This window comes from Gloeomargarita sp. SRBZ-1_bins_9 (assembly GCA_039794565.1).
In the GTDB taxonomy this organism is placed as follows: Bacteria; Cyanobacteriota; Cyanobacteriia; order Gloeomargaritales; family Gloeomargaritaceae; genus Gloeomargarita.
In genome coordinates this window covers 39,935-52,784 of sequence record JAUQVX010000008.1, presented here as the reverse complement: position 1 = coordinate 52,784, position 12,850 = coordinate 39,935, and the positions used below count along the sequence as shown (strand labels likewise).

Sequence of the window (12,850 nt, the reverse complement as noted above, 5' to 3'; positions counted from 1 at the left end):
CCTACTTCTTCTTCCCACCGGTTTTCCCTTCCTTGCGACGCACTACTTCGCCAAGGTAGCGAATGCCTTTGCCCTTGTAGGGTTCCGGCGGGCGGACAAACCGGATCTGGGCCGCCACGTTGCCCACCAGTTCCTTGTCAATGCCCCGCACCGCCACAATGGTTCCCTGATTGACGGGCTTGCCGCTGGCATCTTCTACACTCAGGGTAATCCCCGGCGGCGGCGTAATTTCCACCGGGTGACTGTAGCCCACCGTCAACACCAGCTTAGAACCGGACATTTGCGCCCGGTAGCCCACCCCCTGAATCTCTAACTTGCGCTCAAAGGCATTGGCCACCCCCTCCACCATATTGGCCACCAGCGTCCGGCACAGACCATGCAACTGCCGGTTACGCCGGGAGTCATCCGCCCGCTGCACCACCAGTAGGTTATCCTGCTGCTGTACCGTCACCCCGCTGGGCAACTCCCGCTGCAATTCCCCCTTGGGACCTTTGACCGTCACCCGTTGCCCATCCAAGGCCACCGTCACCTTGGCCGGGATAGGAATCGGTCGTTTACCAATCCGGGACATGGCTGCTCCTACCAGATGTAACACAACACTTCCCCACCGACGCCGTTTTTGCGGGCCTCCCGGTCGGTCATAATCCCCCGGGACGTAGAAAGTACGGCGATACCGATGCCCCCCATCACCCGGGGTAAGTCCCGATAACCAGCATACACCCGCAAACCCGGGCGACTCACCCGCTTCAGAGCCCGAATCACCGGTTGCCGCTGGCGCTTGCCCGTGTATTTGAGCGTAATCACCAGCGACCGCTTCACCCCTTCCCCCTGCTCGGTGAAATCCTGGATGAACCCTTCGTTTTTGAGCACCTGGGCAATGCTGCGGGTCATGCGGGTGGCCGGTACCTCTACCGTGCGGTGGCGGGCCATGCCGGCGTTGCGAATCCGGGTGAGCATATCGGCAATGGTGTCGTTAACCATCGTTAGTTCTCCCGAAACGGCATACCCAAGGCTTTGAGCAAGGCCAACCCCTCCCGGTCCGTGCGGGCGGTGGTGATGATGGAAATGTCCATGCCCCGAATCTTGTCAATCTTGTCATAGTCAATCTCCGGGAAAATCAACTGCTCTTTGATCCCCAGGGTATAGTTACCGCGCCCATCGAAACTCTTGGGGCTGATACCGCGAAAATCCCGAATCCGGGGCAGGGCCAGGTGAATCAACCGCTCCAAAAAGCTGTACATCCGGTCCCCCCGCAGGGTCACCATCAGGCCCACCGGCATCCCCTTGCGAATCTTAAACCCGGCAATGGCCTTTTTGGCCCGGGTGACCACCGGCCGCTGCCCCGTAATCAGACTGATTTCCTGGATGGAGGACTCCAGGGCCTTGGCGTTTTGGGAGGCCTCCCCCAGCCCCCGGTTAATAGTCACCTTCACCAGCTTGGGTACCTGATGCACGTTGGTGTAATTAAACTCCTGCATCAGGCGGGGCACCACCGTTTCCTGGTAGTAGGTCTTGAGTCGCTGCGCCATGGTTACGTCCCTTTCTTCGGCACCTTGGGTAAGAGAATTTCACCGGTTTTCTTCAGCATCCGCACCTTCTGCCCATCCTCGGTGTAGGTGTAGCAGATGCGGCTGGCCACCTCCTTTTCCTTGGAATAGAGCATGACCTTACTGCTGTGGATGGGGGCCTCCTGGCGCACAATGCGCCCCTTTTCCCCCTCCCGCTGGGGCTTGACGTGCTTGGTGCGGATGTTCACCCCGGCGACGATCACCTGGCTGGTCTCTGGGATCACCTTGAGCACTTCCCCCACCTTGCCCTTGTCATCGCCGCTGATCACCTGCACCAAATCCCCCTGCCGCACATGCATCTTGTAACGCAGGCCGCTGCGGTGTTTACGCACCCCCACCTGCTTGACCAGCTTTTTGACCAACCCCGGTTGCAAGCGCTTCACCATCACAACACCTCCGGCGCCAGTGAAATGATTTTGGTAAAGTTGCGGTCCCGTAGCTCCCGCGCCACCGGCCCAAACACCCGCGTCCCCCGGGGGTTGCCGTCTTTGTTGATGATCACGGCGGCGTTGTCGTCAAAGCGAATACTCATACCGCTTTCCCGGCGCAGGTTCTTGCGGGTTCGCACGATCACCGCCCGCACCACGTCCGATTTTTTCACCGGCATGTTGGGGGCAGCGTCCTTCACCACCGCCACGATCACATCGCCGATACCGGCGGCCCGCTTATTGCCCCCACCCCCCTTGGTGAGGCCCTTGCTGCCCACTGTCGAACCCAGTACCCGGATGCACATCAGCCGGCGGGCGCCACTGTTGTCGGCCACGTTCAAATAGGTTTGCGGTTGGATCATGACCCACCTCCTGCCTTACTGCTGAGAATCTCCACCACCCGCCAGCGTTTGGTCCGACTGAGGGGACGGGTTTCCTGGATGCGCACCCGGTCCCCTTCTTGGCAGCGATTGTCCTCATCGTGGGCTTTGTATTTCTTAGTGCGCACCACGATCTTGCCGTAGCGGGGATGGGCCACCCGGCTTTCTACCGCCACCACCACCGTCTTGTCCATCTTGTTACTGACCACCACGCCGACAAACTCCTTAACCGCCATGGGCCTGCCTCCTGCGTTCGTGCTCCAGGGTTAAAAGTTGAGCCAACCGATGCCGGGCGTGGCGGAATTCGTGGGGTTTGACCGGCTGGCGAGTGGCCTGGCGAAACCGCAGTTCAAACAGCCGTTTTTTGAGCGCCACGATCTCCTCGGCAATACGGGCATCGTCCCAGTCCCGTATCTCATCCATCTTGGGAAACGCCATGTTGGGTCACCTCCTGTTCCGCCCGTGTAATGAATTTTGTCTTGATGGGCAATTTGTAGGCTGCCAAGCGCATCGCCTCCCGGGCCACCGCCTCCGGCACACCGTTGCCCATCTCAAACAGGACCGTGCCGGGTTTGACCACCGCCACCCAGTACTCCGGCGACCCCTTGCCGGACCCCATTCGGGTTTCCGCCGGGCGCATGGTCACGGGCTTATCGGGGAAAATGCGAATCCAAATTTTGCCCACCCGCTTGATACAACGGTTCATGGCCCGCCGACAGGCCTCGATTTGCCGCGCCGTAATCCAAGCGGGTGCTAGTGCCTGGAGTCCGTAGTCCCCGAACACCAGGGTATTGCCCCGGGTGGCTACCCCCTTCATGGTGCCCCGCTGCTGCTTGCGGAATTTGGTGCGCTTGGGTTGCAACATAAGCCACTACTCCTGCACGTCGGCCTCGGAACGGTCTTCAAACTGCTGACGCCGCCGGGGGGGACGCACTGGTTTACCAAGCCGGGCCGGCAGGGCCTCCTGTTGGGGTTTGGGCACGACTTCCCCCCGAAATACCCACACCTTCACCCCCAGAATCCCATAGACGGTCTTGGCCGTGCGGTAGGCGTAGTCAATGTCCGCCCGCAGGGTTTGTAGGGGCACCCGTCCTTCCCGCACCCACTCGCTACGAGCAATCTCCGCGCCGTTGAGCCGCCCGGAGACCATCACCTTGATGCCCGGCACTTCCGCCCGTTGCGCCCGTTGCACCGCCTGTTTAATCGCCCGCCGGAACGCCACCCGTTTCTCCAGTTGCTCAACGATGTAATCCGCTAGCAAGGGGGCCTCCGCATCCACCTTGTTGATCTCCACCACCCGAATCTTCACCTGCTGGCGCCCCAACAATTGCTCGATTTCCTTACGTAGGGCTTCAATACCGGCCCCCCGCTGGCCCACCACCACCCCCGGTCGGCCCGTGTGGAGCACCAACTCAATCTGGTCGGCCTTACGCTGAATATGTACCCGGGCAATGGCCGCCTTGGCCAGCCTCTGCGCAACGAACTGACGAATGCGAAAATCCTCCTGCAACAGCTCTGGGTACTGCCGATGCGGCGCAAACCAGCGCGAGAGATGCTCCCGGGTAATCCCTAACCGAAATCCTACCGGATGTGTCTTTTGCCCCATTTCACCGGTCCTCCTTTGGCGTTGGCTGCTCGGCTTGCTGCCGCACCCCGATCACGATGTGACAGGTGGGTTTGTGGATGGCATAGGCTTGACCCCGCGCCCGGGGTTGGTAACGCTTGAGCATCGGTCCTGCATCCGCCGTTGCCCGGGTAATCACCAATTTGGTCCGGTCTAGACCGTTGTTGTGCTCCGCATTGGCCGCCGCCGAACGCAAGAGCTTCATCACCGGTTGGCAGGGACGATAGGGCATAAACTCCAGGATCATCAGGGCCTCCCGGTAGGTGCGCCCCCGGATCTGGTCCAACACCCGCCGCACCTTATGGGGTGACAACCGGGCATAGCGCAGTACCGCCCGCACCTCTGGCCCCTCCGTTGCTATCGCCATAACCCCCTCCTAGCGCTTCGCTTTTTTATCACTCTTGGTGTGCCCCCGGAACGTACGGGTTGGCGCAAATTCCCCCAGCTTGTGCCCCACCATCTGGTCGGTGATATAGACCGGCACATGCTGCTTGCCGTTATACACCGCAATCGTGTGGCCGATCATCGCCGGGACGATGGTGGACGCCCGGGACCAAGTTTTGATCACCTGCTTTTCGTTGCGCTGGTTGAGCTTCTCGATCTTACGCAGCAGGTGGTCCGCCACAAAGGGGCCTTTTTTCAACGACCGTGGCATAGCCTCCTCCCCCTACTTACGACGACGCAGGATCAACTTATCGCTGGCCTTGCGGGGCTTGCGGGTCTTGTGCCCCAGAGCCGGTTTCCCCCAGGGGGTGACCGGACCCGGACGACCAACGGGTGCCTTGCCCTCTCCACCACCGTGGGGGTGGTCCACCGGGTTCATAGCCGCTCCCCGCACTTCCGGCCTCCGCCCCAGCCACCGCTTGCGCCCCGCCTTGCCTAGGGTGATGTTGTTGCTGTCCACATTCCCCACCTGGCCAATGGTGGCGTAGGCCTCCTTGCGGAACAGGCGCACCTCCCCCGAGGGCAGTCGTAGGGCTACGTAGTCCCCCTCCTTGGCCACCACTTGGGCGCTGGTGCCGGCTGCCCGCACGATTTGCCCCCCCTTGCCGGGCGTCAGTTCCACGTTATGGACCTCTGTCCCCAGGGGGATATGGCTCAGGGGCAAAGCATTCCCCACCTCAATAGGCGCCTCTGGACCGGCCATCACCGTCGCCCCCACCTCCAGACCCCGGGGATGCAAAATATAGCGCTTTTCCCCGTCCCGGTAATGCAGCAGAGCAATACGGGCATTGCGGTTGGGGTCGTATTCGATGGCCGCCACCTTGGCCGGGATCCCCCGCTTATCCCGACGAAAATCAACGATCCGGTAAAGCCGCTTGTGGCCACCCCCCCGGTGCCGCGTGGTAATTACCCCCCGGTTGTTGCGCCCCTTGGCGGAGTGGTGAAACCGCACCAGGGATTTTTCCGGCTCCGTCTTGGTGATTTCCGCAAAATCCGAGACCGACCGTCCCCGGGTACCTGGCGTCAATGGGCGATAAACACGTAACGGCATAAACCACCTCCTAAACTTCCGGGAACAGGACGATCTTGTCACCGGGCGCCAGGGTGACAATCGCCTTTTTGTAGTGAGGTTTGCGGCCCACCAGGCGACCCACCCGCCGCTTTTTCTCCGCCGGGTGCAAGGTGTTCACCCCCACCACTTTGACGTTAAAGAGCATTTCGATCGCCGCCTTGATTTCCGGCTTGGTGGCCTTGGGGTCCACAGCAAAGGTGTACTGGTTTTGTTCCAGCAATGTGGTAGCCTTCTCCGTCACCAGCGGGCGGAGAATACAGTCCACCAGGCGACGGGGGTCATGCTGCTGGGGTTTGAGCGTCGTTGTGCGACCCATCGCTGTACACCTCCTGAATTTTGTGTAACGCCCCCACCGTCACCACCAGGGTGTCCGCATGGAGAATATCCCACACATTGAGCTGGTCCGCTCGCAGCAAGGTAATCCAGGGCACATTGCGCACCGATAACCCCACCGTCTCGGTAATCTCCGGGACGATCAGCAGAACCTTCTGCTCCGGTTGCACCCCCCAGCGTCCCAGGGCCTGCACTATCTCCTTGGTTTTGGGGCGGGGTAGTTGGTCGGCAAAGTCCTCCACCACAATCGTCTGATCCACCCGACTCATCAGGGCAGTCCGCAGGGCCAAGCGCCGCTCCTTGCGATTCATCTTCAGTTCGTAATCCCGGGGCTTCGGGCCAAAGACCACCCCACCCCCCCGCCACAGGGGAGACCGGATCGAACCCGCCCGCGCCCGACCAGTGCCCTTTTGCCGCCAGGGTTTACGCCCACCGCCGCTCACTTCCGCCCGGGTTTTGGTGCAAGCGGTTCCCTGACGGGCATGGGCCAGCTGCCGCACGAGCGCCCGATGCAGGATATGGTTGGCCGTTTCCGGACGGGCCACCTGTAGCTCCAAGGTCGCTTCCCCCTTGGTTCCCCCCTGCCAATCTTTAACCACCAGCGCCACCATAGGCTTTACCCCTTTTGCGCCCCCACGTACTTGGCCGGCTGAATGCTCAGCAACGACCCCGGTTTGCCCGGCACCGACCCCTGGATAACCAGCAGGTGACGTTCCGCATCCACCTTAAAGATACGCAGGTCCTTAATTGTCACCCGCGCGTTGCCCATGTGACCGGCCATGCGTTTTCCCGGATAAACCCGCCCCGGCGTCGTCCCTGGCCCAATGGAACCGGGCTGGCGGTGGTTCTTGGAACCGTGCGCCATGGGTCCCCGACCAAAGTGGTGCCGCTTTTGATAACCGGCAAACCCCCGGCCAATACTGGTGCCCGTCACGTCCACCTTTTGCCCTGGTTGGAAAATGTCCACCGTAATTTGTTGCCCCAATTGATATTGGGTGGGATTGTCCAGCCGGTACTCCCGCAGGTGCTTCAACCAGGGAGCACCCGCCTTTTGCAGATGGCCCCGTTCCGGCTTGGTCAGGCGCTTTTCCCGCGTCACCCCATAACCCAGTTGCACGGCGTTGTACCCATCCGTCGCCACCGTTTTCACCTGGGTCACGGTACAGGGTCCTGCCTGCACCACCGTCACCGGCACCGCCTTGCCCGTCTCATCAAAAAGCTGGGTCATCCCCAACTTGGTCCCTAGGATTCCCAGTGCCACCGCTCGGACTCCTAACGCTCACCCATTCACAACAACATGGTCACCCGCCACTGGCGACCTGATCCGGGTTATGAACTTTGGCTACCGCTCAAGCTCAGAACCTGCCACCTTCAGGACTTAACGGCATGGACCAACTCCATCCCGCCAGTATCCCCCACCGGAGACGGTGGATTAGTGACACAATCTAAAATCATAAATCGGCTTTGGTGATTTGTCCAGGGGTTGTGCTTGACTTTTTAAGCCTTAGGCAGCCGGGCCGTTATTTTAGCCCATAGCAATTGCGTCTCCGGGACAGGGGCATAGGCCAGAGCGGCAACTATCACCAGCACCCCGGCTGTAGCCGCCAGCCCCAATCCTCCCAGTGTCCCCAACCAGGGGTAACTCCAGCGCCACAGTATACCGGCGACCGCTCCCCCAAGCCCACTTACCGCCGTGATTTGCAGGAGCACTCCCAGCCAGGCCCGCCAGGGCAATCCCCCCAGTCGCCGGTGCAGCAGGACAAACAGGCCCAAAAATGTCACCAGGTTCACCCCAGCGGTGGCCAAGGCCAGGCCTGGTGCCCCCATAACCTGCACCAGTCCCCAATCCAACAGCGCGTTCAGGCCAATGCCCACCAAACTCAGGCGAAAGGGGGTCTCCCCATCCCCCAGGGCATAAAACACCCGCACCAGCACATCCCGGGCCAGATAAACAAACATCCCCACCCCGTAGGCCGTCAGGATGCTGCTCACCAACCGGGACGCCTGGGCATCAAAGGCGTAGCGCTCGTAGATCACCCGCACCAAAGGCAGGGCCAACACCGCCAGCAGTATCCCCAGGGGCACCATCACCAGGGCCACCAGCACCAAACTCTGGCGCAGGCGCTGGCGCAATTCCGGCCAGTCCTGGGGGTCGCTCAACCGGGCAAACAGGGGCAGATAGGGCACCAGGATCATATTGGAGAGAATCCCCAAGGGCGCCTGCACCAGCAAATTGGCATAGCCCAGGGCCGCCGCCGCCGCCGGAATGTAGGACGCAAATTGCAAATCCACATAGACATTGATGTGGAGCATCCCCGAGGCAAAGGTCGCCGGCAACAACACCTTCAAGACCGCTTGCACCCCCGGATGTCGCCACTGCCAGCGCCAGCGCCCCCAGCGAATCCCCAGACGCATTTGCGGCGGTAACTGTACCAGCCATTGCAACACCCCCCCAGCCAAGACACTGGCGGCCAGCACCTGTCCCCCCAACAGGGCCGTTTCTGGTTGCCAGAGCCGTTCCCGCAACCCCAGCCACAGTCCCGCCAATCCCACCAGCACACTCAGGCTGGAAAATAGGGGGCTAATGGCCGGCAGCCAGTACTGGTCCCGCGCCGTCAACACCCCAAACCCAATGCCGATCCAACCCGCCAGGACCGCCAGGGGCGCCATAATGCGCAATTGGGCCAGGGCAATGGCTTGGGTGATTTGTCCGGTGGGCGTCGCCGTCAATCCCGGTGCCACCAGTCGCAACAGGGGTTCCGCCCCCAGGAACATTAACCCCGCTAGCGCCAGCAACACCACCGTCACCCAGGTCATCACCGTTTCCACAATGACGGCCGCCTCCTGCTCGTCGTGCTTGCTGACCACGCTGACGATGGCGCTGTGGAACGGCCCGTTGATTCCCCCCAGCAGGATGAGCAAAAACCCGGGAATTACATAGGCATAGCTGTAGGCGTCGGCGACCACCCCCACTCCAAACGTCGCCGCAATGGCCTGTTCCCGCACCAACCCCAGCACCTTGCTCACCAGGGTAGCAATCGCAACCAAACCGGCAATGCGGGCCAGGGATGGCTTCATGACAACCAGCGTCCTTGACACCACTCCCCAGCCTAGCCGATTCCGGTTTAAGAAATATCAAGCATTTGTCAACGGACCTGAAAAAACACAAATGGCCCGATAAAGACGGCCCCAGCGCCCCGCCATCCCGGCTATATATAAAAATTACTAATCCCACTCATCAGCGCTTGTGATTGGAAGAGGGGGGTTTATGCTGCACCAGCGGTTAACCAGCGCTCTACGCCAACGGGATATGCAGGCCGCCACTGCCGTTGTCACCGAGATGTCCCGAGTCATGACGCCCCGCCAGATCATCCAGCACATTCTTGCCGCCGCCGAACGCCTGGCCTGGGAGGAGGGAGATGCCCAAGTAGCACGGTGGTTGTTGAGCGATGCCGCCCAGCGGTTGTACGGTTAGGAACCGGACGGGCTATCCAGGCGGGGGCGGCCCATGCTGTAGTTCAACACGCGGCTGTTGAGGTTGTAGGAAATTTCGCCGCGCTGCAACATGCCCCGGATGAAATGTTCCAAATCCGACCCAATCCGGCGCAGGGTATAGTCCGTCAGGTCAGAACCCCGGTAGGCTTGCACCAGCTCAGCGAATTTTTGGTGCACCTTGGCAACGGTTTCCTCTGTCCAATTGAATTCGTTGTCCGGGTCCACATCCACCGTCAATTCCGTTTCACTGGGCACCAGCACCCCGTCTTGGACGGTGGCAGCAAAAATCCGCACATGCCGGGTCGTACTTTTCAGTAACATAGCCAATTCTCCACCCTTTCCCCCTATTGTAGGGGGCAGAAAAACCCTAGACACGGGGGACCAGCCGCTTCCTCGACGTGAATACCCCCTGATCGCCCGTCATCACTGAAACACTGCTTACACGACTTGACCATCCCCCCAGCCCTAGGACGCTTCCCCTTTGCCGCTTATCCAAACAGGTGCTGGCTTCAGAGGCCGTTAGCCACGTCCTGTTCTGCCAAGGGTTCCGGCTGGAAGGTGGTGCTCTCCTCCACCAGTTGTAGGCGGGTGGCCGTACCGGGCGTGGTATCGCTGCGGATCAGTTGCTGGACCTGCTCCGGCGAACCGGTCGGGCTGACCGCCGTGCCCACCAACTGCTCCAATTCGTTCAGGGCCATTTCTGCCCGCTGGATTTTTTGAATCAAGGAGCGGGCCGTTTCGGCGGTGGACCGGGCAGCCTCACTGTTTTCCTGAATCTTGGTGCGGAACCGGCTGGCGATGCGGTTCACCTGGCTACTGGCCTCAAAGGTCTGGCTCACCAGCTTGCCGATTTCCGAGGTAATGTAACCAAAACCGGCCAACTGTCCCCCTGACTGATTGGCAATCACCGCCGCCTGCACCGCCAGGTGACGCACCTGCTTACTCACGTCTTCAATGATCTTGGTGGCATTATCCACCGCCTCTAGTTCTTTTTCCAGGGCCTGCCCCACACTGATGATCTGATCGGTGGTGTTGCAAATGTTATTGACTCCGGCAAAGGTAGCCTGGAACGCTTTTTTGCCCTCTAAAGACAGCAACTGGCCGATACGCACAAACCGTTCGTTGAGTGCTTCAATCTCCCTAGTTTTATGGGTCAATTCCTCCTGCTGGGCCTGGAGCAGGTCATTGCGCTGTTTGCTCTCTATTTGCTTGATTTCCAACAAGCGCGTATATTCCCGCACCCGATTTTGCTCTTGCGTCAAGCGGTCTAGGCTCTGCTGCAATTCCACCGTCTTCTGCTGAATGATGGCATTGGCGGCGGCGAGCATCTGTGACTGGGCTAACAGGAGAACATGTAATTCCACCAGGCGGGGCCTTTCACCGGGAATAATCACCACCACCGGTTCATAAACCAACTCTAGGGGACGATTGAGGGCCGCCGTCACCACTTCATCAATCCGAGCATCCCCTGGCACCTCTAATACCGGGACATTTTCCACCTCTAACAGGGCCTCGATAGGGCGCTTGAGATAGATCTCCAAACTGTAGGGCCGACTCATCCGCTCAAGAAACCGTCGCCGGGAAATCACCCCCACCAACTGGTCTTCCCGCAGGAGGATCACCCCTGACACCTCCACATCCTCATGCAAGCGCGTCCACACTTCCTTACCGATGGTGCTGGGGTCCACACAATAGTCCGTGTACGGCAGGTCACTCACCCGGTAATCCATCACTGCTGTTTGTTGGGTTATTTCTTCCATGTCACTGCCCCTTGACCCCTTCAAAGTAACGCTGGCTTAGCAGTCAATCCTGCTTAAAATCTTAACCCCAAATCGGGATGGGCTAGATATAAATTGGGTTAGCAGTTGGTTAATAAGGCGTTAAAGCCCCCCCTTCCTTCTCCGTGTATCTACTGATAGGGTCCTGGGGGAGTCAAAGGCTGGTCAGGGTCAATGGGGTAGGGTTGACCAGGTAGGGAGGCTGGTATTTGTTGATAGCTGTAAAGTTAACCGGCTTAGGGGTCAAGGGTGTCGCTTTGCCCTTTATCCGGACTCAACTATTAGAGATGCCCTGCCCAATTACTCGGCATCTGGCCTTGGGGGCGTCTAGGCTAATTGTTTGACTTCATTGAGCAACTGGGTCAACACATCCCGGGCGTTGCCAAACAACATGGCGGTGCGTTCCTGGTAAAACAATTCATTCTCCACACCGGAATACCCCGGATTCATACTGCGTTTGATGACAATGGTGTGCTTGGCTTTGTCCACCTCCAAAATGGGCATGCCGTAGATAGGACTGTGTCGGTCATGACGGGCAGCGGGATTGACCACATCGTTGGCCCCCACCACCAGCACCACGTCCGTATGGGCAAATTCGGGATTAATCGCATCCATATCGTAGAGCTGCGTGTAGGGGACGTTGGCCTCTGCCAGCAAAACGTTCATGTGGCCCGGCATCCGTCCTGCTACCGGATGAATGGCGTATTTGACATCCACCCCTCGCCGCTGGAGGGCATCGGCCAACTCCCGGAGGGCATGCTGCGCCTGGGCCACCGCCATCCCGTATCCTGGCACGATGACCACTGAACGCGCGTAGGCCAGCATCATGGCCGTTTCTTCCACATCGGTGCGCCGGATGGTCCCCCGAATATCGGCCCCAGCTACCCCTGCCTGTTTAGCCGTGAAGGCCCCAAACAATACGTTCGTCAGGGAGCGGTTCATGGCCTTGCACATGATCTGGGTCAAGATCAGGCCGGAGGCCCCCACCAACGCCCCTGACACCACCAGGGCATCGTTGAGCAGGATAAAGCCGGTCGCCGCGGCCGCCAGTCCCGAAAAGGCATTCAACAGGGAGATCACCACCGGCATATCAGCACCCCCAACCGGCAGGACAAAGAGCACTCCCAGCACCAACGATAAGACCAGCAACCAGCCCAAAACCGGCACCGCTAGGGGCAACCACCCCAGGAGACCCCCTGCTGTCAGGGTTGCGACCGCCAGCGTCAGTGCCAGCCACTGTTGTCCCGGCAACACCACTGGTTGACCCGTCATCCAGCCCTGCAACTTGGCAAAGGCCACCAGGCTACCGGTAAAGGTCACCCCGCCGATGATCACCCCCAGCACCGTAGAAACCAAAGCCCCATAGGGTAAGGGCACTCCCCCCAGGACGCTGCGCCAAAATTCCCCCGTGGCAATCAACAGCGACGCTGCGCCCCCCAGGCCATTGAGCAGACCCACCATCTGGGGCATGGCCGTCATCTCCACCCGGTAAGCCAGCCAGGCACCTACCCCCGCCCCCACCAGTAACCCCAGCACGATAGAGCCATAATGCAAGACCCCCTGTTGCCCTAGGGTGCCGACGACCGCCAGCAGCATTCCCAGTGCCGCCCAGCGATTGCCCCGTCGCGCCGTCGCCGGTGAACCTAATTGTTTAATCCCAACGATGAACAGGGAAACCGCCGCCAGGTAAAGCAATTCAATGGCAGTCGGCGTACTGGCTAGGTCCAT

Annotated in this window: 20 protein-coding genes; 1 reads left to right on the top strand and 19 read right to left on the bottom strand. The window is 60.1% G+C overall.

Annotation, left to right across the window (positions count from 1 at the left end; genetic code table 11):
- Position 1 precedes the first annotated feature (1 nt).
- The 16 genes from rplF to murJ all read right to left on the bottom strand — a co-directional run bounded on the left by rplF (position 2) and on the right by murJ (position 8,927).
- Entirely contained in the window at positions 2 to 571 is a 570-nt protein-coding gene (rplF, locus tag Q6L55_08225; protein MEN9258697.1) for a 50S ribosomal protein L6, read from the bottom strand.
- A gap of 8 nt (positions 572 to 579) precedes the next feature.
- Positions 580 to 981 (bottom strand): 30S ribosomal protein S8, encoded by a 402-nt coding sequence (gene rpsH, locus Q6L55_08220; protein ID MEN9258696.1) that lies wholly within the window; start codon positions 979 to 981, stop codon positions 580 to 582.
- 2 nt (positions 982 to 983) lie between these two features.
- Positions 984 to 1,529 (bottom strand): 50S ribosomal protein L5, encoded by a 546-nt coding sequence (gene rplE, locus Q6L55_08215; protein ID MEN9258695.1) that lies wholly within the window; start codon positions 1,527 to 1,529, stop codon positions 984 to 986.
- Between the two features lie 2 nt (positions 1,530 to 1,531).
- Entirely contained in the window at positions 1,532 to 1,954 is a 423-nt protein-coding gene (rplX, locus tag Q6L55_08210; GenBank protein ID MEN9258694.1) for a 50S ribosomal protein L24, read from the bottom strand.
- Entirely contained in the window at positions 1,954 to 2,358 is a 405-nt protein-coding gene (gene rplN / locus Q6L55_08205) for a 50S ribosomal protein L14 (protein MEN9258693.1), read from the bottom strand. The genes rplX and rplN overlap by 1 nt, the downstream gene beginning before the upstream one ends.
- Entirely contained in the window at positions 2,355 to 2,612 is a 258-nt protein-coding gene (rpsQ, locus tag Q6L55_08200; GenBank protein ID MEN9258692.1) for a 30S ribosomal protein S17, read from the bottom strand. The genes rplN and rpsQ overlap by 4 nt, the downstream gene beginning before the upstream one ends.
- Complete coding sequence (gene rpmC / locus Q6L55_08195) at positions 2,602 to 2,814, bottom strand: 50S ribosomal protein L29 (protein ID MEN9258691.1); 213 nt, start codon at positions 2,812 to 2,814, stop codon at positions 2,602 to 2,604. Before rpmC ends, rpsQ begins: the two co-directional genes overlap by 11 nt.
- Positions 2,792 to 3,241 carry a 50S ribosomal protein L16 gene (gene rplP / locus Q6L55_08190; protein MEN9258690.1) on the bottom strand — a complete coding sequence of 150 codons (450 nt, stop codon included), beginning with the start codon at positions 3,239 to 3,241 and terminating at the stop codon, positions 2,792 to 2,794. The genes rpmC and rplP overlap by 23 nt, the downstream gene beginning before the upstream one ends.
- 6 nt (positions 3,242 to 3,247) lie before the next feature.
- Positions 3,248 to 3,982 (bottom strand): 30S ribosomal protein S3, encoded by a 735-nt coding sequence (gene rpsC / locus Q6L55_08185; GenBank protein MEN9258689.1) that lies wholly within the window; start codon positions 3,980 to 3,982, stop codon positions 3,248 to 3,250.
- A gap of 1 nt (position 3,983) precedes the next feature.
- Positions 3,984 to 4,367 carry a 50S ribosomal protein L22 gene (rplV, locus tag Q6L55_08180; GenBank protein ID MEN9258688.1) on the bottom strand — a complete coding sequence of 128 codons (384 nt, stop codon included), beginning with the start codon at positions 4,365 to 4,367 and terminating at the stop codon, positions 3,984 to 3,986.
- A gap of 9 nt (positions 4,368 to 4,376) precedes the next feature.
- Complete coding sequence (rpsS, locus tag Q6L55_08175; protein MEN9258687.1) at positions 4,377 to 4,655, bottom strand: 30S ribosomal protein S19; 279 nt, start codon at positions 4,653 to 4,655, stop codon at positions 4,377 to 4,379.
- Positions 4,656 to 4,667: 12 nt separating this feature from the next.
- A complete protein-coding gene (rplB, locus tag Q6L55_08170) occupies positions 4,668 to 5,495 on the bottom strand; it encodes a 50S ribosomal protein L2 (protein ID MEN9258686.1) in 828 nt (275 codons plus the stop codon).
- Positions 5,496 to 5,505: 10 nt separating this feature from the next.
- A complete protein-coding gene (locus Q6L55_08165; GenBank protein MEN9258685.1) occupies positions 5,506 to 5,832 on the bottom strand; it encodes a 50S ribosomal protein L23 in 327 nt (108 codons plus the stop codon).
- Positions 5,795 to 6,460, bottom strand: a complete 666-nt coding sequence (gene rplD / locus Q6L55_08160) for a 50S ribosomal protein L4 (protein ID MEN9258684.1) — start codon at positions 6,458 to 6,460, stop codon at positions 5,795 to 5,797. The genes Q6L55_08165 and rplD overlap by 38 nt, the downstream gene beginning before the upstream one ends.
- Positions 6,461 to 6,465: 5 nt before the next feature.
- Positions 6,466 to 7,110: a 50S ribosomal protein L3 gene (gene rplC, locus Q6L55_08155; protein MEN9258683.1), complete on the bottom strand. Its 645-nt coding sequence runs from the start codon at positions 7,108 to 7,110 to the stop codon at positions 6,466 to 6,468.
- 236 nt (positions 7,111 to 7,346) lie between these two features.
- Positions 7,347 to 8,927 carry a murein biosynthesis integral membrane protein MurJ gene (murJ, locus tag Q6L55_08150; GenBank protein ID MEN9258682.1) on the bottom strand — a complete coding sequence of 527 codons (1,581 nt, stop codon included), beginning with the start codon at positions 8,925 to 8,927 and terminating at the stop codon, positions 7,347 to 7,349.
- 190 nt (positions 8,928 to 9,117) lie between these two features.
- On the opposite strand from murJ, the gene Q6L55_08145 reads away from it, so the two are divergent.
- Positions 9,118 to 9,324, top strand: coding sequence for a hypothetical protein (locus Q6L55_08145; GenBank protein MEN9258681.1), 207 nt, complete (start codon positions 9,118 to 9,120; stop codon positions 9,322 to 9,324).
- Here Q6L55_08145 and Q6L55_08140 read toward each other — a convergent pair.
- From Q6L55_08140 to Q6L55_08130, 3 genes are all read right to left on the bottom strand, one after another.
- On the bottom strand, positions 9,321 to 9,665 hold the full coding sequence (locus tag Q6L55_08140; GenBank protein MEN9258680.1) for an NAD(P)H-quinone oxidoreductase subunit M: 345 nt from the start codon (positions 9,663 to 9,665) through the stop codon (positions 9,321 to 9,323). The genes Q6L55_08145 and Q6L55_08140 overlap by 4 nt on opposite strands.
- A 188-nt stretch (positions 9,666 to 9,853) precedes the next feature.
- On the bottom strand, positions 9,854 to 11,104 hold the full coding sequence (locus tag Q6L55_08135; GenBank protein ID MEN9258679.1) for a hypothetical protein: 1,251 nt from the start codon (positions 11,102 to 11,104) through the stop codon (positions 9,854 to 9,856).
- A gap of 345 nt (positions 11,105 to 11,449) precedes the next feature.
- Positions 11,450 to 12,850 (bottom strand): NAD(P)(+) transhydrogenase (Re/Si-specific) subunit beta, encoded by a 1,401-nt coding sequence (locus Q6L55_08130; protein MEN9258678.1) that lies wholly within the window; start codon positions 12,848 to 12,850, stop codon positions 11,450 to 11,452.

Coding starts and splice junctions, on each gene's coding strand:
- rplF (MEN9258697.1), bottom strand. CDS start 571: ATGTCCCGGATTGGTAAACGACCGATTCCTATCCCGGCCAAGGTGACG.
- rpsH (MEN9258696.1), bottom strand. CDS start 981: ATGGTTAACGACACCATTGCCGATATGCTCACCCGGATTCGCAACGCC.
- rplE (MEN9258695.1), bottom strand. CDS start 1,529: ATGGCGCAGCGACTCAAGACCTACTACCAGGAAACGGTGGTGCCCCGC.
- rplX (MEN9258694.1), bottom strand. CDS start 1,954: ATGGTGAAGCGCTTGCAACCGGGGTTGGTCAAAAAGCTGGTCAAGCAG.
- rplN (MEN9258693.1), bottom strand. CDS start 2,358: ATGATCCAACCGCAAACCTATTTGAACGTGGCCGACAACAGTGGCGCC.
- rpsQ (MEN9258692.1), bottom strand. CDS start 2,612: ATGGCGGTTAAGGAGTTTGTCGGCGTGGTGGTCAGTAACAAGATGGAC.
- rpmC (MEN9258691.1), bottom strand. CDS start 2,814: ATGGCGTTTCCCAAGATGGATGAGATACGGGACTGGGACGATGCCCGT.
- rplP (MEN9258690.1), bottom strand. CDS start 3,241: ATGTTGCAACCCAAGCGCACCAAATTCCGCAAGCAGCAGCGGGGCACC.
- rpsC (MEN9258689.1), bottom strand. CDS start 3,982: ATGGGGCAAAAGACACATCCGGTAGGATTTCGGTTAGGGATTACCCGG.
- rplV (MEN9258688.1), bottom strand. CDS start 4,367: ATGGCGATAGCAACGGAGGGGCCAGAGGTGCGGGCGGTACTGCGCTAT.
- rpsS (MEN9258687.1), bottom strand. CDS start 4,655: ATGCCACGGTCGTTGAAAAAAGGCCCCTTTGTGGCGGACCACCTGCTG.
- rplB (MEN9258686.1), bottom strand. CDS start 5,495: ATGCCGTTACGTGTTTATCGCCCATTGACGCCAGGTACCCGGGGACGG.
- Q6L55_08165 (MEN9258685.1), bottom strand. CDS start 5,832: ATGGGTCGCACAACGACGCTCAAACCCCAGCAGCATGACCCCCGTCGC.
- rplD (MEN9258684.1), bottom strand. CDS start 6,460: ATGGTGGCGCTGGTGGTTAAAGATTGGCAGGGGGGAACCAAGGGGGAA.
- murJ (MEN9258682.1), bottom strand. CDS start 8,927: ATGAAGCCATCCCTGGCCCGCATTGCCGGTTTGGTTGCGATTGCTACC.
- Q6L55_08145 (MEN9258681.1), top strand. CDS start 9,118: ATGCTGCACCAGCGGTTAACCAGCGCTCTACGCCAACGGGATATGCAG.
- Q6L55_08140 (MEN9258680.1), bottom strand. CDS start 9,665: ATGTTACTGAAAAGTACGACCCGGCATGTGCGGATTTTTGCTGCCACC.
- Q6L55_08135 (MEN9258679.1), bottom strand. CDS start 11,104: ATGGAAGAAATAACCCAACAAACAGCAGTGATGGATTACCGGGTGAGT.
- Q6L55_08130 (MEN9258678.1), bottom strand. CDS start 12,850: ATGGACCTAGCCAGTACGCCGACTGCCATTGAATTGCTTTACCTGGCG.